12 protein-coding genes and 2 pseudogenes are annotated in these 18,882 nt (G+C 69.5%); 4 read left to right on the top strand and 10 right to left on the bottom strand.

Annotated features, from left to right (window positions below; all coding sequences use genetic code 11):
* The coding region (locus AC559T_RS02030; RefSeq protein ID WP_498867545.1) for a hypothetical protein at nucleotides 1-555 on the bottom strand (555 nt) is incomplete at its 3' end.
* Nucleotides 556-814: 259 nt separating this feature from the next.
* Between AC559T_RS02030 and fxsT the strand changes: the two genes are divergently transcribed.
* The 3 genes from fxsT to AC559T_RS02015 all read left to right on the top strand — a co-directional run bounded on the left by fxsT (nucleotide 815) and on the right by AC559T_RS02015 (nucleotide 4,511).
* Nucleotides 815-3,568, top strand: a complete 2,754-nt coding sequence (gene fxsT / locus AC559T_RS02025; RefSeq protein ID WP_498867544.1) for an FxSxx-COOH system tetratricopeptide repeat protein — start codon at nucleotides 815-817, stop codon at nucleotides 3,566-3,568.
* Between the two features lie 81 nt (nucleotides 3,569-3,649).
* The gene (locus tag AC559T_RS02020; RefSeq protein WP_498867543.1) at nucleotides 3,650-3,907 is read left to right on the top strand and encodes a hypothetical protein; all 258 of its coding nucleotides are present in this window, start codon (nucleotides 3,650-3,652) and stop codon (nucleotides 3,905-3,907) included.
* A 217-nt stretch (nucleotides 3,908-4,124) separates the two neighbouring features.
* Nucleotides 4,125-4,511, top strand: a complete 387-nt coding sequence (locus AC559T_RS02015) for a hypothetical protein (protein ID WP_498867542.1) — start codon at nucleotides 4,125-4,127, stop codon at nucleotides 4,509-4,511.
* Here the strand turns inward: AC559T_RS02015 and AC559T_RS02010 are convergent.
* From AC559T_RS02010 to AC559T_RS01970, 9 genes and pseudogenes are all read right to left on the bottom strand, one after another.
* Nucleotides 4,451-5,062 (bottom strand): annotated as a pseudogene (locus tag AC559T_RS02010) (hypothetical protein); the annotation flags it as partial. The gene AC559T_RS02015 and the pseudogene AC559T_RS02010 sit on opposite strands and share 61 nt — an antisense overlap.
* Nucleotides 5,063-5,125: 63 nt before the next feature.
* Nucleotides 5,126-7,504 (bottom strand): site-specific integrase, encoded by a 2,379-nt coding sequence (locus AC559T_RS02005; RefSeq protein ID WP_498867541.1) that lies wholly within the window; start codon nucleotides 7,502-7,504, stop codon nucleotides 5,126-5,128.
* A complete protein-coding gene (locus tag AC559T_RS02000; protein WP_498867540.1) occupies nucleotides 7,501-8,721 on the bottom strand; it encodes a tyrosine-type recombinase/integrase in 1,221 nt (406 codons plus the stop codon). Before AC559T_RS02000 ends, AC559T_RS02005 begins: the two co-directional genes overlap by 4 nt.
* A 124-nt stretch (nucleotides 8,722-8,845) precedes the next feature.
* Nucleotides 8,846-9,070, bottom strand: a pseudogene (locus AC559T_RS01995) (hypothetical protein); the annotation flags it as partial.
* A 619-nt stretch (nucleotides 9,071-9,689) separates the two neighbouring features.
* On the bottom strand, nucleotides 9,690-10,175 hold the full coding sequence (locus AC559T_RS01990) for a hypothetical protein (protein WP_498867539.1): 486 nt from the start codon (nucleotides 10,173-10,175) through the stop codon (nucleotides 9,690-9,692).
* Nucleotides 10,172-10,399: a hypothetical protein gene (locus AC559T_RS01985; RefSeq protein WP_498867538.1), complete on the bottom strand. Its 228-nt coding sequence runs from the start codon at nucleotides 10,397-10,399 to the stop codon at nucleotides 10,172-10,174. Before AC559T_RS01985 ends, AC559T_RS01990 begins: the two co-directional genes overlap by 4 nt.
* 559 nt (nucleotides 10,400-10,958) lie before the next feature.
* Nucleotides 10,959-13,367, bottom strand: coding sequence for a helicase-associated domain-containing protein (locus AC559T_RS01980; RefSeq protein WP_498867537.1), 2,409 nt, complete (start codon nucleotides 13,365-13,367; stop codon nucleotides 10,959-10,961).
* Nucleotides 13,368-14,540: 1,173 nt separating this feature from the next.
* Nucleotides 14,541-15,980 carry an ATP-binding protein gene (locus AC559T_RS01975; protein ID WP_498867536.1) on the bottom strand — a complete coding sequence of 480 codons (1,440 nt, stop codon included), beginning with the start codon at nucleotides 15,978-15,980 and terminating at the stop codon, nucleotides 14,541-14,543.
* A 465-nt stretch (nucleotides 15,981-16,445) separates the two neighbouring features.
* Entirely contained in the window at nucleotides 16,446-17,678 is a 1,233-nt protein-coding gene (locus tag AC559T_RS01970; RefSeq protein WP_498867535.1) for an IS110 family RNA-guided transposase, read from the bottom strand.
* Nucleotides 17,679-18,180: 502 nt separating this feature from the next.
* On the opposite strand from AC559T_RS01970, the gene AC559T_RS01965 reads away from it, so the two are divergent.
* Nucleotides 18,181-18,882, top strand: a 702-nt coding sequence (locus AC559T_RS01965) for an ISAs1 family transposase (protein WP_498867534.1), incomplete at its 3' end; no start/stop codon positions are given.

The following is an 18,882-nucleotide window of genomic DNA, read 5'->3' as shown; positions in this document are numbered from 1 at the left end:
CCGGGCGGGGTTGGCCGCGCCGACCCCCGCCACCAACCTGGACCCGTGGACGCCGACGACCTTCGTCGTGCCCTGGAACTGGGCCCACAGCGTGCCGTCATCCGTGACGACCGCCGAGCCGACCGGTTGGCCGAGGCCGACCGTACGTCCCGACCAGGCCAGCGTGGTCGGATCGACCGCCCGGACGTCGCCACCGGCGAAGTCCAGGACGAACGCGGCGGAGCGCCCGGCCACGAGCGTGGCAGAGCCGACCTCGAGGCCTGGGCCGTCGGCGCTCATCAGGTTCGGATCGACGCGGCGCACCAGGCCGGCGGCGTCGTCGAAGAGCAGGACGCCCTTGGCGAGCGGGCTCACCGACAGCGGGTGGTTGTCGGCCGCCCCGCCTGGCACAGACCAGTCAACCGTCCCGGACAGCCCGTTGACGTGGACGAACTCGTCGCGTGCGGCATTCTCGAGCCAGGCGCCCACCTCACGCGAGGTGTGCCGGGCGATCCCGGTGCCGTCACCCGCGACGACAACCGCGGAGAACAGCGCAGTCGGAACCAGCAGGAGCACCCCGGCCAGCCGGATGACAGGAACGGAAAGCCGCCGGTGCGGCGACGCTGATCGAGCCCTCATAACGGCCCCCCGACCGTTCTCTCCGGTGTTCTCGCCGCGCTGGACGTCTTTCCCTGATATGCGCGGTTTCCGATTGTCCGAACGAACTGAGCCGGCCCTGCGTTCCTGCCGGCAGATCTACGATGACGATGCCGGGGTCCTGTCACGGGGTCCTGTCACCGGATCGCCGGATTGCCGGATGGGAGTGTGCGTGCCTGTGGCTGGGTTGTCGGCCGGGACCCCGACGGGCGTGGATGTGCTCATCTCCCATGCGGCCGCGGACCAGGCCTGGGCCGAGTGGGTCGCGGCCGAGCTCGAGGCCGTGGGCCAGGTCGTCCGCTTCCGGCAGCGGGATCTGCTTCCGGGAGCGAACACCGTCGCATGGGTCGACGAACACCTGGGCACCTGCCGACGCGTGCTGGCCCTGTTCTCCGAGGCCTACTTCCAGGCAGCCTGGTGCACCCGGGAATGGACGGCGGCGCTGGTCGGCGGCCGCTTGGTGCCGATCCGGGTCGCCGAATGTGAGCCCCCGGAACTGCTGAAATCCGTCCACAGCACTGACCTGTTCGACGTCGACGAGGCGGCGGCCCGGCATCTGCTCGCGGCGGCGGTAGGCCTGTGGTCCCTGGAGCACCGGTCGGCGTCTGTGCCCGCCGTGTTCCCCGGCGGTGCCCGCGCCGGCGTTCGGGGCGCGGGTGGCCATCGGCCTGTTCCGTTTCCGGCCGGGCGGCCGTCGGTGTGGAACGTGCCGCCGCGGCATCGATGGTTCGTCGGCCGCGACGATCTGCTCGGAGCGCTGTCCGCCGGCTTCCGGCGGGCCCCGCGCGGGGCATCCTCCCAGGTACTGCACGGTCTGGCGGGGGTGGGCAAGACGCAGGCCGCGATCGAGTACGCACACCGGTTCGCGGTCGACTACTCGCTGGTCTGGTGGGTCGCCGCCGAGCAGCCGACGTCGCTGGCCGAGGAGTTCAACGCGCTGGCAGGGGAGCTGGGCCTTCCCGAGGACGTCGACTTGCATCGCCGGGGGCGCCGGGCCGTGCACCGGCTGCGGGAGATGCCCCGGTGGCTGGTGGTCTTCGACAGCGTCGTCGACCTCGATGCCGTGGCGCCGTGGTGGCCGGCGGGCGCGGGGGACATCCTGGTCACCGCACGCGGCCGGATGTCTGGCGAACTCGGTGACCTCGTGGAGATCGGCGTGTTCACCACCGCGGAGTCCGTCCGCCTGCTCCGGCGCCGCGCGCCGCATCTGACCGACGGTGATGCCGAGCGGATCGGCGACGCCCTCGGCCATCTGCCGCTCGCGGTGGGTCAGGCGGCCGGCTATCTGTCGGTGGGTCGGACCAGCGCCCCGACCTACCTGCGCCTCCTTGAGCGCGGCGTGGCACAGGCGTTCCCGTCGGGGCCGATCGGCTATCCGCAGGGCGTGCTCGGCGCGGTCACGACAGCGGTGGAGCAGCTGGGCCGGGCCGACCCGACGGCGCTGGAAGTGGTGCGGGCGGCCTCCTTCCTCGCTGCCGAGCCGGTGTCGACAACCGTGCTGTCCCGGCTGCTCGGACCCGGCGCCGACCCCGTCGATCTCGAGCCGGCGGTGCACGCCCTCGACCGGTTCGCGGTGGCCCGCATCGAGGGCGACCGGATCGAGCTGCACAGGCTGACCCAGGCTGTCGTCCGGGATCAGCTGGCAGGCGCAGATTACATCCGCTACCTGGTCCTGGCCCAGACACTGCTGGCCCAGGCCAGCGCCGGCGGCGCCGCCGACGCCGGCGGACCAGGTGAGTCTGGCGACCCGGGGGACCCCGCGGACCCGGCGGCCTGGCCGCACTACGCCGAGATATCCGAGCACGTGCTGGCCCTTGCGGAACGGGTCGACGGGCACGCCACAGAAGCGTTTCGCGAGACCTTGCTGAAGGTGCTCACCTACCTTGAGCGCAGCGGCCAGCACCAGCCCGCCTGCCGGCTGACGGGCGAACTGCTGACCCGATGGCGCGCCGGCTACGGCGCGGACGCTCCGGACACCCTTCGCCTTGCGCACCTGCGCGCCCAGGTGCTGCGCCGGCTCGGCGAGCACAGGGCGGCTCTCGACCTCGATGAGGACACGCTGCGTCGCCGTCGGCACGGCTTCGGCGCCGACGCCCGCCCGACACTGTCCTCCGCGGACAGCGTCGCCCTGGACCGGCGTAATCTCGGTGAGCGGGCTGCGGCCGCCGCTCTGCACCGCCAGACCTGGCAGACAGCGGTGCGCGTGCTGGGGCCGGATGACCCCCAGACGCTTGATCTGGCCGGCAACCTGGCCTTCGACCTGTACGGCCTCGGCGAGGTGGCGGAAGCGCGGCGGCTGGACGAGGAGACGCTCCGGCGCCGTGGCGCGATCCTCGGCCCGGACCACCCTGCGACACTCTCGTCAGCGGCCAGCCTCGCCCGCGACCTGCGTGCCCTCGGCCAGCACGAGAATGCGCGCAGGCTGGTTCTCTCCGCCTTCGACCGGCTGCGCTCGGTTCTCGGCCCGGACCACCCGGACACCCTGGAATTCGCCAATCAGGCAGCGGTCGACCGCTACATATCGGGAGACTTTGCGGGGGCACGGGCGCTGCGGGACGAGATCCTCGCCCGGTGCCGGCGGGTGTTGGGGCACAGCCATCCGACAACACTCAGGGTTGCCAACGACCTCGGGGTCGACGTCCATCGCGCAGGCGATCCCACCGAGGCCCGCCGCATCCACCAGGATGCGCTGGACCGGGCCCGGCTGGCGCTCGGTCCCGACCATCCCGACACCCTGCACCTGTGCCACAACCTGGCGCGGGACCTGGTGGCAACCGGCGAGGCTGCGGCAGCGCGGGCGCTGCTCGAGTTCACACTCGCCCAGCGCGAACGGGTTCTCGGCCCGGAGCACCCGGAGACCCGCCGCACCGCACGCAAACTGGGCGAGATTCTCGCGGCTCACCACAATCCGAAAGCGGGACGCGGATACTGAAGCCGAACCCGTTGGCGCAGACGCGTCTGTCGTCGGAGTCCGGCGTGCGTTGATTGCTGGGCATCTCATGTCGGGGGCAGCATGCACGACGAGCTTCGAGAGCTGGCGGCTCGGCTGGCGCAGCGGATCGACCTGTTCGCGACCGACCAGGATCCGGCCCACGAGCTGAGCGACAACGCGATGCAGGAGTTCGAGCAGTTCCGCGCCCTGGTCGTCGCCGGAAACTTCGAACCGGACCTGCTGCGGCTGGCCACCATCTTTCACTGGTGTCATTATCTGACCCTGCCGGAGGGGATGGACGCCGCCGACCTGAGCTGGGCGGGCAGCTGTTCGCGCTGAGCACCCGCGAGGGTGACGACTCGGTCCCCAAACCGATCCGCTCACTGGTGGACGAGGTACGCCGCGAGGCGGCCGCCGACTCGGACGGCTCAGAGGCAGATCAACAGGCGCGGGCTCGTGCGGCGCGATCCGACTACTGGGGGCGCCGTGAGCGAGCGCCTCGGCTACCGGACGGCCTGGCCTGGCAGTCGCTGGGCTGCAGCCGCGCTGGTTGGGCATGGAGACCAGCGACTGCGTGGTGGCCATCGAGCCCGGCGGGGGCGCGGCTGAACGTATGCGTTTTTTCGCGGGCGCCGTAGGTCGGGACGAGATCGCCTTGGCCATCTCGCTGATCGGCAGCGCGGCCGGCGATGAGATTCGCCACCCGCTGCGTCGCTTCGACGCGAGTGTCCGTGTCGGTGATGACTTTGAACATCTGTCGCAGGCCGGAGGCTGCCGAAGGGGCCTCTGCTGGAACCTGCGTCCGGTTTCGGGCCGGCTGACCGGGGATGCGGGGTGCGATCGAAGTGACGCCGCGCTTCGACCGCACCCGCCGATCGTCTACTACGAGGGAGCCGCCGGTTCGTCGGGCGATGGAGCGGAGTCGGCAGCGGGCACGGGATGAAGTTTGGCACCCGTATCGGTGCGCAGCTGCGTGACGAGGCCGCGGGCGGCGGGCGCGCCGATGCGGAGGCGTTTGCGGAGCGTGTCGGCGGAGATCGGCCGATGATGTGTTGACCAATGGAGGCTGTCTTCGGCGCGTGCTCGATGAAGCAGGTCCTGCTTGGCGGACCGCTGCTTGTGCCCGCCGGATCCGCTGTCCTCCTGGTTACGACGCCCCGACCATCCCTTCCCAGACAGGGCCGAGGATTCGGTGGTCTTCGCGCCGTCGGGTCCGCATTGCAGGACGGCCCCGTCGTCCGCTGATTTCCGGCTGTCTCCGGCCAGCTGCATAGCTTGAAGTAGGCCGGGTCCGACCTCACTCCATCCGATAAGAAGGAGCGGGCCGACGGCATCGAAAGCTGCTTTGCCGTAGTCGCGGGCGATGAGGGGTTCCGCGATGTTCAGTGCCAGGGTTACCATGCTGGAGAAGATGAGAAGACGTCGCGCTGATTTCAGCACATCGGCCGGGCCGCCGTGTAGGGCGAGATGGCGGGTCCCCAGGAGTAGTCTTACCTGGACTAAGATTTGCCGCGTTCCGCCCGTTTCGTGGTCTTCTTTTTCTGGCTTCCGGTGCTCTCACTTCCCGTGGTGTGTGGCGATCGCGGGCATGTCGAGGTTGACCGTTGTGGATCGTGTGGTGCGGGCGGTGCGGTCGATGCCGGCGAGTTTGGTCTTTGCGGCGGTGAGGCTGTGTTGGAGGCCTTCGACTTCGCCGAGCCAGCCGTTGGTGCGGGCTTCGTCTATGCGGGCGGTGAGATTGATGGTGATCTGTTCGAGGCGGCGGCGTTGAGCGGGTTCGACGCGGAGCATGGGGCAGCGGATGCAGGCGTGTTCGTGTTTGCAGCCTGTGCCGTAGGGGCGGGCGCAGGTGCCGAGTTCGACTTTGCGTAGCTCGAAGTGCTGTTGGAATTCGTCCCATTCGGTGTCGGTGGGTTCGCGGTATTCCTCGGCGGGACGGACGGCCCGGCGTCGGGTCAGGAATGCTTGGTAGGCGCGGATGAGGTCGTCCTGGAAGACGGCGAGATAGGACTGGGTTGTGGTCAGCTGGTGGTGGCCGAGAACGCGGGCGGCGATGTGGACGGGTAGGCCCGCGGCGACGGCCTCGGTGACGAAGATGCGCCGGAAGTCGTGCGCGGTGTAACGCAACGGTGCGCCGGCGGCGTCGCGTAGGCCGGTGCGGGCTATCAGGTTCTTCAGCAGCTTCTGGACGGTGTTGACGTTGATGACTTCGTGCCGGTGGCCGATTTTGCGTTGGAACAGGTGCGGCAGCGGCGGTCCGGTGACCCGTTCGGCGCCGTCGTAGCGGGCGACGAGCGGGATCGCGCCGTGAGCGTCGCGGAGCCGTGTGATGATGGTGGCCAGGACGCTGGCGAGTTCCGGGCTGACCAGCAGGAGCCGTTCCTCGTCGTTCTTCGATGGCATGATCTGCAGTAGTGGCACGGTCTGACCGGTGTCCGGCAGGCGGTAGGTGCTCAGCGCCAGGTGCGTGAGCTCGAGGAGTTCCTCGATGCGGACGCCGGTGTGGCGCAGGGTTTCCACGATCGCCCAGGTCCAGAACGCCTCGTCCTCGGCGCGGGTCAGGTCGACGAGCCCGCCGGTGGTGAGGTCGGTGACGAGGGTGGCGACGGTGCCGTGGTGGCGGGTGGTCAGCGTGTGGCTGACGCGGACCGTCCGGCGGTAGGAGCGCCCGGCGTGGTCGAAGACCTCGCCGACGGGTGTGGTGTTCGCTGTCGCGAGCAGCGTGGTCTGGGTGTCGAGGTGGGTTTCGGCGGTGTCGACGAGGACGGGCAGGTGCGGCAGGCGTTCCCGGATGCGCTGGTGGATCTGCGCGGTGACCTGTCTTTTCAGTTTCGCCATGCCGTCGGTGTCGCCTTTGCGGACCGGGCTGGGTGCGGCGAACGGCACCCAGGAGGCGTCGTCCAACGCCCATTCTTGGATGTCGAGGTAGAACGCGCGGACCAGGGTGAGCAGGTCGAGGTGGCGTTTGCGGGGTCTGCCCTGCTCGGATGGCCTGCTGGTGAACATGATCCGCTGTTTCCAGGCGTCGGCGACCTCGGCGGGTAGCGCGAGGGTGTCGATGCCGGGGTGGTGGGCCTCGATGTCGGCCCAGAACCGTCCGGCCAGGACGGTGACCAGCGCGCGGAACGAGCCGTAGTCCATCCCGGGGCGGCGTTCGTCGAGGTAGCGGATCAGCACGCCGCGGATGACCGGCGACCGGATGCGGTAAAGGTCGACGAGTTCGGCGGTCGGCCGTGGCCCCGCTCGCAGCGCGGTGCGCATCGCCACCTGTGTGTCCAGCACGCCGACCGTGCGCAGCAGGTCCCACGCCGGGTAGATCCCCAGCGGGACATGGTTGCGGGCGCCCAGGTAGTAGGAACGGATCTCAAACAGGTCTTCCGGGGCCAGCTGTTCGACCGTCTTCCCGGTGACCAGCACGATCCGGGCGATCAACGCCAGCGTCTCGCCCTGCTGCCGGCCCGACAGGCCCATGACCTGGGCTTCGCGTCCGAGCCGAGCGAACAGCGCCGGGCTGACGACCTGCTGGGTGTGGCTGAGCAGCGCGCAGGGCCGGTAGCGGCGGATGAAGTCGTAGCTGGGCAGGATCGCCCGACACAGCAGCAGCCCGACCAGGCCGCGGCGTAGTTCGTCCTTTCCCGCCCAGGGGCTGAGCCCCTCGCGGGCGCACAGCGGGTCGATCCACTCGTAGCGGTTCCCCTCGGCGGCCGTCCACCGCTGCTGCCACCCCGACCCCGGGTGCTCGCCGAGCCAGCGAAGGATCCGGGCGGCTCCCCGGATCCACTGCTCGCCGTGGCGGTCCGCGGGGAACACCGGCAACGTGGGGATCTCCGCCAGCACCACTGCGGCGCTCGCCCAGTTCAACGGCCCGACCCGCGCCGTGCTCATCGCGGCGGCGACCACCTCGACGCTGGCAGGTGCCGGCGCTGTCATCGTCATCGGCCGGCTGGCCCGAACAGCACGGTGAGGTCCTCAGCCCGATAGGGGGTCGTCGCGTCACCGGGCAGCGTCAGCGGCTCGTCGCGGCCGGCGAGATAGTCCCGTACTCGGCGGATGACCTCGAGGTCGTCTTCCACGAGATAGGTCTCGGTCGTGGTCAGGTGAGCGTGTCCGAGGATCGTCTGCACGTCGCGCAGCGACAACCGAGCATCACGGATCATGCGCAGGGCGCAGGTATGCCGCAGGTCGTGCATGGTCCAGTTGGTGCCCAGCAGGCTGTTCGCGCGGCGCAGCACCGCCCGCAGCGCCTCGTAGTTCAACGGCACGCGACCGGGCGGGCCGCCGTCCCGGGTGCGGCGGCGCAGCGTCTGCCAGACCGGCGCGTCGGCACCCAGTCCGCCGATCTCCTCCACGTGCAGGCGCAGCCACACGAACGCCTCCGGGCTGGCCGGCAGCCACTGCGGCGCCCGTGTCCCCTTGCGCCGAACCTGGATCAGCTGGTCGCCCCAGTCCAGATCGGCACCGCGCATTCCCAGCAGCTCCCCGGCGCGAGCGCCGGTGCTGACTGCCAAGGCCAGGATCGCCCGGTCACGGTCCGAACGCATCGCCGTGAACAGCTGCTCCCACCGCTCGTCCGGCATCGCCCGCGGCCGGCGTTTCGGTGCCGGCGGGTTATAACGCAGCCGCCCCTCCGGCCGGAACGCCTCCAACGGGTTGTGATGCGCATGAGGACGCCGGCCCCGCCCCCGAGCCAGGACCACCGGATTGACCAGCGGCCCTTCGCCCCGCTCGAGCCAGAACGCATAAAACGACCGCACGACCGCGTTCGAGTGCCGAATCGTGGCCACCATATAGCTGTCGTCCTGGAACCGCTTGCGGGTGATCGGGTTCACCGTTCCTGCCGTCATCGCGGAATCGGTTCGCGGCAACCGACGCCGCTTACTGGTCCGCTGCAACCACAGCACGAAATCCCGCGCCTCCGCCGGACACGCCTTCGACCATTCCACCTCCACCGCCCGCAGGAACCGCCACCAACGCAGCAACGCAAACGCATAGCTGCGAATCGTCGCGGCCGAACATCCCTGCGCTACCAGGTCACGCAGGAATCGTCGGACCGGCTCGACCGGCCGATCCGCCTCGTCCACCACACAGAACGGCTCGACACCAGCCAGCGGGACAACCCGACCCCACTCCGGCAGATCGATCAGATCAATCACACGATCACAATTATCGGACATCCGGACGCAGTCCTCTCACTCGGAACTGCGTGACAGTTACCGACGGGCCACCACCCGCCGCCTACGACACGCTGATCGTCAGCCCGGTAGTCCGGTCAACGGTTCCGACCACGGAGATGTCGACGGCGGGGGCTACCAGGGGAGCAACCCAGATCGGGACGCCGAGTCGTAGCCCGAGCGCGAGGACGTTGCCGAACCCGAAGAGAAACGTCAAGCCGACGACAGCGGCCATCATGGCGGTGACGAGCTTCACGACCGCTGCCGCTGCGACCGGAGTACCAGCGGCGGCGCTCGACTCCGCGGGGGTGGTCGTCAGGGTGAGGCTCATGCGCCACCACCTCCAGCCGCTGCTCCCTGAAGCGCTTCCCACAGACCCGAAGCCGTCCGTGGGGCCTGGAAGTCCACCGAGCCCGGAGCGCCGGCGGCCGTCACGCGCCGTCGTCCGGGGTACTGGGCTGCGCGCTGGCGCTGCCAGGCCGGCCGGAATGCCCCACTCGTGGCCTCGCCGAGGTGTAGCAACGGGTGTAGCAACACTGGCGAACAACCACGTACGTCAGCGGCCTTCCACGGCCGAAGACGTACGTCCGCGGACGCTGAAACGACGGTCAGTTCGGCCTGAAAAGCGGAAGATCGGCGGTTCGACCCCGCCCCTGCCCACTGGTCACCTTGACTATTGGTGTGACCTGGGATTTTGATGAACTCTTTGCCGAGCGTAAAGCTCGCACAATGCGAACCGCTGTTTGAGCTGGCAAGCTCGCCAGGTTCATGATCGTGTCAGCCTGGAGGCGGGTGCGGCCAGCTCGGAAGCCGGTCTTGATTCGTCCGCGAGGCAATCGTCCGGATGGCCTGGCTCGAAGCCTGCGCGGGCAGGACATTGCCGGACCTGCAGGATGTGCTCACCCCGCACCATCAGGCAGATAATCGACGGGTGACGGCGCCGGCGAGAGTCAGATCGGCTCGACGAGGATGTCGGCGCGGTCGAGTGTGGCGGTGTAGGCGGTCAGGTCGTCTGGGTGGCTGGTGAGGATCTGGGCGGGGGCGTGCAGTGCGGCGGTGATGATGACCAGGGCATCGACGACGTCCGGCCGTTTCCTCGTGGGGAGCTTGGCGTCGGCGAGCATGGCGCCTGCCCGTTTGTACGAGTCAAGGGTGAAGGTTTTCGCGCAGGCGACGCAGCCGGCGGGGATGTTCGCCGCCCCGCGGATGGGTGGCGTGCTTTCCCGGGTTTGTGGAACGGTGCAGTCCTTCAGGTATTGGCTGAAGGACTGCACCGTTTTCGGGTCCGGTCGCCACGCTTGGGCGAGGACCGGGCCGATGAGAACCGGCCGGTGTGACGCAGCGCGTAGGCCGTGGTGGAGTAGTCGTGCCGTGGGGTTCTCGCGCAGGAGCGCTACGAGCATCCCGGTGTCGTAGACGACGGTACGGGTGATCACGCGACGCTCGCGGTATCCGTTCCGAGTGCGCTGGCCAGGACCCGGTGGACGAGGGCCTGCTCGTCCGTGGTCAGGGCGTCGAACGATGGCGGGTCCGCCTCGGGGAGGTCGACGGCCTGCTCGAAGGCGGCCTGGTTGCGTGCGTCCAGTGCCGCGAAGGCCGCCATGGCGGCGTCGTCACGTGCCATCTGGGCGACGGCCGCCGCGATCATGTAGGCGGACACGTGTCCATGCCCGCCGCCTCCGCGTGCGTCCTGATCGCGGCCTGGACATCTGAGGCTGTCGAGATCGTGAACCGGACGTTCGGCATGCCGCTAACGTAACACGACGTATTACGTCGCCGTTGTCGTTGTCATGTACCCGGCCGGGGTCCGGGTGGCCTACTTGAGTTCCAGCCGGCCTGGCGACGATAGCTGATCCGGGCATCGGTGCGCCGCGGGCCCCGCGCGTCGGGCCCGGGCCGGGCACGGTGTCCCGGCCCGACGGGTGTCATCCGGCGGTGGCAGCCGATGCGTCGGTTGTTGACGTACGACGGCCGCCCACCCCGCCGTCGCGACGAACTGCGGCAGCGCCGCCTCGCGCAGGCCGTGGATTCTGGTCGCGTGGTCCCAGACGGCGCGGTATCCGCCGGAATGGCTACGAGCCGGGCTCTCGCCCGCGCAACCAACATGCGTGCCATCAGCGGCCGCTGACCGGCCGCCGTCTCGGCGAGGGCGGTCGCGTTGTCACCGCGGCCGAGGCGGTCGTGGTTGATCGACAGGCGACGCATAGGCGGTCGCGGGGTCAGCCGACCGGGGCGACCGACTCGATATTGGCCACGGTGAAGTCTCGTTGTGCGTCCCGCAGGTGACACCACGCGTCGAGCCATCGGCCGTACAGCTGGCGCGGCTGGATCTCCCGGACAGTCCGGTTTCCGGCCTTGTTCCGGTAGCTGATCAACACGTCGCGCTGGGCCTCGATCGCGTCGGCCAGCAGGATGATCTCAGTATCGGTCAGGCCGGGGTTCAGCTGCGCCAGCCGCGCGGACGTCTCCGAGGTATCCGCGCCACCGTTTCCCGCCCCGCCGCTGGCCGCTCCGCCACTGTTCGTGCCAACCGGGTCCGCGAGCAGCTGCGCGGCCAGCGTCTCCGCGTCCATCCGGGGCCGGGCCCGGGACGTGGCCCGCGCCGGCGACCGGGGCGCGGCCGCGCGGTGCTCCCGCTGCTGCTCGACGATCACTGTGCCCGTCGCATCCTCGGCGACGGGGGACAACCCGGCCGCGCGCAGCCGTGCCAGCACCTCGTGCGGCTCGTGCGGGCTGGACAGCACCGTGGGCGCCACCCGCGCCAAGGACAGTTTCGCCAACGACCGGGTATGCAGAATCTCGCTGATCAAAGCCTCTTCGGCCACGACGCATGAGCGCATCCCCCGCACCCGGATCTTCCCGTGGAGACGGGCCACATCCTTGACCAGGTATTCCAACGGCTGAGGCACCGCCCGCTCCGACACCGCCGCCATATCGGCCAGCAATCCTGCGGCGGTCCAGCCCGCGTCGAACGCCGCACGGACGCTGGCCGGGCTGAACCGCCACACTCCCGCCGTGCCCCGGGACTCGCTCACCGCCGCTGTCCCCAACAGCCGCGAGACCGCCGTCGTCGGCTGGCCGGACACCACCGCGGTGAGGTCCGACTGGAGTATCACCGTGCACGGCCTTTCCGTCAGTACCCCGGCCACCCGCGCGGCCAACGCGTCCACCGCGTCCATCGCGCCCACCGCGTCCGCCGGCTCGGCGGTGGCCAGGTCTCCGTCGAGAAGAGCCGCGAGCTGTTCGCCGCAGTCGGTCAGCACGTCGGCAACGGCGACACCCAGCAGCTCCGCCTCCCGGATCGCGGCGGCCGCCTTGTCCCGCAGCTGGCCTGGCTCATATCCATGCAGTGGGAAGAACCAGTCGATGTGTTCGCCGGCCGCCCGCAACGACAGCCCACCGCGCGCCGCGCGCAGCATGGCGCGTCGCAGCCCACCGGCGGCCGAGGCCAGGGGCAGCGGCGGGGCCAGCTCCTTGCCCCCACCGATCTCCCGGCTGGTCGGGGCATGTTCCAACACCAACCATGCGGTCGCCAGCGCGGACCACTGATGGGCCGGCGGCGCCTCCCGCCACGCCGCATACCGATCGGTCGGCGCGTAGCCCGTGTCCGCCCGGCCGAGTAGCCCGGCCGCGTAGGCCAGGTCGATACCGAGCAGCAGTATCTCGACCGGCAGCGCCAGCCGCGCGGCCAGCCGGGACCGTTCCCGCGGGCCGACGCCGCCCTTCTTCAGCGCGACGATCGAATGCGCGCGCGCCTCGTCCAACAGGGCCGTGATCCCACGGAGCAGATCCGCCGCGGCGGCCTGGGCGGCGGCCAGCGTCGACTCGCTCGAGGCCGCGGCTGAAGGGACCCGCGGCTGTCCGGTCAACAGCAGGTCACGCTGCGCCAACCAGGACGCCACCTCGATCTCGCGGGACACCTCCAACCGCCCGTTGACCCGTAGCGCCAAGCCCGCGGCGGCCAACGCGCGTTCGGCACCCGTGGCCGCCGGCTCGGCGTAGCCCAGGTAGATCTGGTTGTAGCGATGGCGCATCTGCTTCAGGCGATCCCGCGCGGGCTTGGGTAGCCGGCGCACTACGTCGGCCATCGCGCGGGCGTCGGAGGCGACGTCCACCAGGCGGGCGATCAGCTCCGGTTTGCGTAGCCCGTCCACCTCGACCCCCAGCGCGTCAGCCGCCGTACGCACGTCGTCCACCAGCGCCGACTTCGCGAGCAGGGCCAACGGTCGACCATCGCCGATCTCGGCCGCCCAGTGCTCGGCCAGCCGTTCCGGCAGGCAGATCGTCCCGGACTCCAACCAGGCCAACCCGCGGCCGCGCAACTCGCCGATCGCGTCCGACACGGCCTTTTCCGGCGCGTCCTGGTCCGGTGCCGAGACCAGACCGGCCACGGTCTCAACCGTGGCCAGCGGTCCCAGGGCCGCCACCGCCTGACCGACGAGCACCGCGTCCCGATCGATCGAGCGCAGCGCGGCAACCAGCGAGTCCGGCCCGCACAGCCGCTGAGCCAGCTGCTCGAACCCACGCGGGATCGGCTCGGCCCGGACGTCCGGCCGTGCCCGCAGCAACCCCGTCAGCGCTGCCTCGTCCAACCCGGCCAGGTATTCGGCAAACGATCCGGAAACCATGGTGGCATTCTGCCGAACCCTCGCGATGCCGCGGTTGGTGACGCGGGCTCACATGACGACCTTGCCGAGGAGTGGTTCCGTCGCTGCCCGCCGCGGTCGATCTCGCCGCCTACCGCATCGTGCAGGAGTCGCTGACCAACGCCGCCAGGCACAGCGGCGCCCGGCAGGTCGTCATCCGAGTCCAACACGCCGACCGGCGACTGTGCTCAGCATCGAGGACGACGGCCGGGGTCCGGTGCCCGTGGGCAACCAGGGCGGCGCCGGTATCGCCGGCATGACGGAGCGGACCCGCGCGCTGGCGGAAGCCTGAACGCCGGGCCGGGTCATACGGGCGGGTTCGTCGAAACTCGACAGCGGCATCCGGAGAGCGCTGAGCGAAGTCCGGGAACCGCGCCAGACCGCCAACTGATGCGCCCCGTTGAATCCGGACAGGTCCAATGAAGCTGATGGACGCGGCGGCCTGCTTTTTCAGATATTCGGCGTAAGCCCGTCGTGGGGTGCGATAGTGGAGTCCCAAGTGGCGGCGTGTGGCGTTACAGCGAAGTTCTATGTACTGGGCGATGACGGCTTTGGTGTAGCAGTCGATGACGGTCGCGAGGTACAGCTAGCCTTCCCAGGTGGGGATGTAGGTGATGTCGCCGACCGTCTTTGAGGTGCTGCCCGTTTCTCGGACACCGACGTAGCGGGACTATACCAGCTTTATGCTGCTTCCTTGATTGAGTTCTGGGTTGCCTGGTATGCGCGCTCGACGTGTTCTGGTGTGCGGTAGCCGAGAGTGGGGTGGAGCCTCTGCCGGTTGTAGAGAACCTCGATGTAGGGCCGACCGACGGCTGACGGATGCGTCCACCCGTCGGGGCCGGAGTGCGTCGCAACCACCTCATGGAGCTGGCTGACCAGCGCGGTATCCACGCGTATGTCTCGGACTCGCCGGTCGCCCCAGATGAGCGCTGCGTCGGCGGGGTGGCCTGGGCGGGGACGAGTGGCTCTCAGGCTTCGCGGCAGGCGGTGCCGGCGTTGCTGCGAGGGTCTCGACGAAGACGATGGTGTCGCAGGCCGCGTGCCGCGCCAGGTCGGGCAGCGTGGAGTCCATCTCCTCGTGTCCGTGGGGGCCCGGGCGGCGTATTCCAGCCAAGTCTCGATGAGAGAGCTCATGCGTGGCTCGGATGGATATCGCTAATCGAAGATGTCGGCGGCGGTGACAGTGAGACATCCCGGCGGCGCGTCGCGGATCTCCTCGCGAGCGCACAGCGCGAGGCGTGCCCGGGCAGAGCCTTCGGTCCCGGCACTGTCAGGGCCGGCAGCTCCGTCGTCTGCCTGGCGGTCCGAGGCTGCTGGAACGGCCGACGTAATAGTGCGAGCCTTTTCCAGGAGCCGGCTGGAGATTCGTCGACCGTCAATAGAGCGCGCCCACTTCGCCTCGCCGAACAGAATTGGGTGTCGGTCCCTGCCCGCGAGCACGACCGCATCGATCTCGTTCTGCCCGCCCGCGTTCCAGTAAGGCCCGACCGCGACGATGTCCCTGCCCAGCGCGCCGGCGACCGCGAGTCGGCGTAGGTGCTCGCGAAACGCTTCCTCCCACGGTTTGCCGAGATGGTCGTCCAGACTCTCGATCAGTACTGGCAGCAGTGCTTTCCCCAGTCCACGCTCGATCTCCGCGCGGTACCGAGACAGCACGCCGAGATAGAAAGCGAGGAAATTGTCGGCGATCCGGTAGACGCGCCGGCGGCTGCGCGCTGCCTCGGTGACGGGCATCAGTCGTTCGACCAGCCGTAGCTCGACGAGCCGATCCAGAGTACGGGCCGGTTCAGCCCGAATATAGTCCTTGATCTCGTTGTACTGGGTGCGGCCCTCGGCGATCGCGTGGAGGACGGCCGCCGGGTATTCACCGTGCTCCACCTCGGTGGCAAGCACGAGTTGTCCCTCGGTGAGCAGCGGCGCCCCGGGCCGGCAGGCCAGCCGTAGCAGGTTGTCAGCGAGGTCAGCGCCCTGGTCCCACCACGACAGATACAACGGAACTCCGCCGACCAGCCCGTAGACGAGCGCCCGGTCGGACGGCGTCAGTCCGGGCAGCATGAGTGCGGCCTCGTGCGGACGGAACGGATGCAGCGACAGCGACAGATCGAATCTGCCGTACAGGGGCGCCCGCTGCTCCTGTAGCGCGGTCATGTGCCGCACGGCCGATCCGCAGACGAGCATCCGTAGCCTGGTCCGGCCGGCTGTCCGGTCGAGGAAGGCCCGCAGGACGCCGGGCAGCTCGGGTGAGGTGGCGACGATCTCGGGAAACTCGTCCAGGATGACGAGGAGAGGCTCCTGCTCAGCCGCCGCGGCGAGGTCGTCGAGCGCGTCGTCCCAGTCGAGGTAGGGACGAGTAGCGAGATCACGAATTCGCCCCGGTAGCGCGATGGCCGCCTGACGGGATAGCTGCGCCAGTTCCCCAGCTGCCGCCCGACCGGCTCCGGTGTGGGACACCGACCGACGGCCCTCCGCGAAGCGCTGCAACAGCGCGGTCTTGCCGACCCGTCGCCGTCCCCACACCACCGCGGGTCGGGGGTCGGTCGAGTGCCACCACGCCTCCAGAGCGGCGAGTTCGTCGGTGCGATTCACAAAGGCCACCGGCTCCCCGCCTCCCCCAGTAACTCACACCACCTGTAACTTACTCGCTATGTAAGTTACACCCCGCGCCATCCGTGCGCGGCTCGCGCCATCCGTGGTTCTGTGATCTTGCCGCCTACCCGGCCGACAACCCGGACCGGATCGTGCTCGGCTGGGCAGTCCGACGGCGGGATCGACCAGCGCGGCTGCGCCCCCGGCTGTACGGGTGTCATCCTGCGGCGGCGGCCGATGCGTCGGTGGTGGGGGTACGACGCTGGCGTCGCCCTGCATTGCCGCTGGTAGATGGCCTGTTCGTGTGATCGGGGATGCCGATCGTGGGGCCAGGGATCGTGGGGTGGCGGTTCGGGTTGTGCCCGGTTCTGTCCACCGCCTCCGACCAGGCCTTTTGTCTCTCCGTTGAGATCAATTTGGCCGTTTGAAGATCTTTATGTAGCAACGGGTGTAGACGTCCCTTGGTTTTATCTGTCAAGCGGCGGCGGTCTGGGTGGGGTTGGTGAGGGCTGGCCAGGCGGTGGTTTCGTCGTGGGTCGTGTGGTGGCGTAGGCAGCCGTGGAGGACGGCGACGTGCCGGTTCGCGAGGGCGCGTAGCGCCTGGTGGTGGGTCATGCCGCGGGCACGATGGTTGTCGTAGTAGGCCCGTGCGCCGGGTGAGGCTTTCAGCGCGGCGAATGCCTGGGTTGCCAGTGTGTCGCGGAGACGGCTGTTGACCGCGACCCGGGCCAGGACGACACGGCGTTTGCCGGAGGCGCGGGTGATCGGTGAGGTGCCGGCGTAGTCGCGGCGGGCACGGGCGGTCTCGTATCGGTTCGGGTCGTCGCCGAACTCGCCGAGGGCCCGCGCGGCCAGGACCGGCCCGAACCCGGGCAGGGACAGGTAGATCCGGGCGTGGGGGTGCTGGTGGAGGCGTGTGGTCATCTCGTTCTCGACCCGGTCGATCTGCGCGACGAGGGTCGTCAGGACCGCGACGACGGCGGTGACGGTGTGCCCGAACGCCTGCGCGATCTCGGCGGGTGCGGTGAGCTGCTCTCCGCGCAGCGCGGTGCGGATCTCCTCCGCGCGGCTGTTGGCGCGGCGTTGCCGGCCGGCCCTACGGAGCAGGGCAGCGATCCGTGTCGTGGTCAGCGCGCGGCCGGCTGTCGGGGTCGGGGCGGCGGCCAGGACGGCGAGAGCGTCACGGCTGGCGAGGTCGTCGAACGCTGCCAGGGCGGCCGGGTAGAACTCCCGCAGGGTCGAACGCAGCAGGTTCGCGTGCCGTTGCCGTGCCCAGGCCAGGTTCTGATGGGTACGGGCCAGGACTTTCACCGCTTCGGCGAGGTCGCTGTCCGCGGCGACGGTGCGGTGGTGATGCCGGTCGGTACGGACCAGGTCCGCCAGTACCCTCGCGTCTCCAGGGTCGCTTTTCGCCCGGGAGGTGACGTGCCGTTCGCGGTACCGGGCGGCGGAGAGCGGGTTGATCGCGTAGACCTGGTAGCCGGTCGCGACCAGGGCACCGACCCATGGCCCCGGGTCGGTTTCGATTCCCACCACGACCTGCGACGGACCCTCGTCGCCGCCGAGGTGCTCGGCGATCAGCGCGTGGAACCGGGCGAGGCCGGCGACGCCCTCGGGAAGCCGAGCGCGAGCGAGACGCTGTCCCGCCTCGTTCTGGATCTCGATGTCGTGATGGTCCTCGGCCCAGTCGTCTCCGACGAACAGCACCTCATGCTCCCTTCCTCGTCCGGTGTAGGATACGGACCTCGGGAAGGTTCACGCACGCGCTAATGGATCAGTGCTCGTCTCGGCACGCCGTCCCACCAGTCGTTGACACCCTCCCAGCAGCCAGTGGCGGCACGTTCTACACCTAGACCTCGAACGTGCGGGCCGGCAACAACGAGTGCTCGACCACCGGCGGCCCGGACACCCATCCCACCAGGTCAGGACCGGTGCGTCCCCATTAGCAACCCAAAGCGGCGGACGGTCCACGGCATACCCCGGCTGACCTACATAAATGCTTACATCTGACCGTCCGCCGCGACATTTCGGGTTGTTGCTCACCAGGGCTCCGGCAAGTTTGCTGACGCGTAGGCGGTGGGTCAGGCCTGGGGTTTCTGGTGGGGCTGTGTAGCGGGAGCCGGGCACGCGGCCGGGGGTCTCATGGGTGCGGGCACGCCACCTGAAGATCATGGAGGTTCCTACACCATCATGATCGACCCGAGGTGTCGTGCCCGCCGTACCAGTATCACCGCCTGTTCTTGTTTTCGATCAGCTGGCTGCTGCCGTCACCGACGGTCATCACCAGCCGTCGTCGGTGTCGGGTCTCCTGGCGGCTTTCGGTCGAGTCCCGGACCCGCGGAAACCCCGAGGGAAACGACACAGCCTGGCCGTGGTGCTGACCCTGGCGACGTGCGCGGTACTCGCCGGCGCGCGGTCGTTCACCGCGATCGGCGAGTGGGCCGCCGATGCCGGTCAGGCGGTCGCTGACCTGCTCGGTATCGTCCGGGTTCCCGACACCTCGACGTTCCGCCGGGTGTTCGTCGCCTTGGACGCTGACGCGCTGGACACGGCGTTGGGAGCGTGGGCCGTCGCGGCGACCAGCCCGGACACGGGGACGCGGCGGTGGGTCGCGGTCGACGGCAAGACCTTGCGTGGCTCCCGCACCGGCGAGGTCACCGGTCGGCATCTGCTCGCCGCGCTCGACCATGACACCGGTGTCGTGCTCGGCCAGGTCGCGGTGGACGCGAAGACGAACGAGATCCCCGCGTTGCCTGTCCTGCTCGCCGACCTCGATCTGACCGGTGTGATCGTCACGGCGGACGCGTTGCATACCCAGACCGAGACCGCCCGCTGGCTGGTCGGCCGCGGGGCGCATTACATCCTGACGGTGAAGGCGAACCAGTGCGCCACGAGGCGCTCCAATGTATCC

Origin of the sequence: Frankia sp. Hr75.2 (genome assembly GCF_949319125.1) — a bacterium.
GTDB lineage: Bacteria > Actinomycetota > Actinomycetes > Frankiales > Frankiaceae > Parafrankia > Parafrankia soli.
This window is presented reverse-complemented; position numbering and strand designations above follow the sequence as displayed.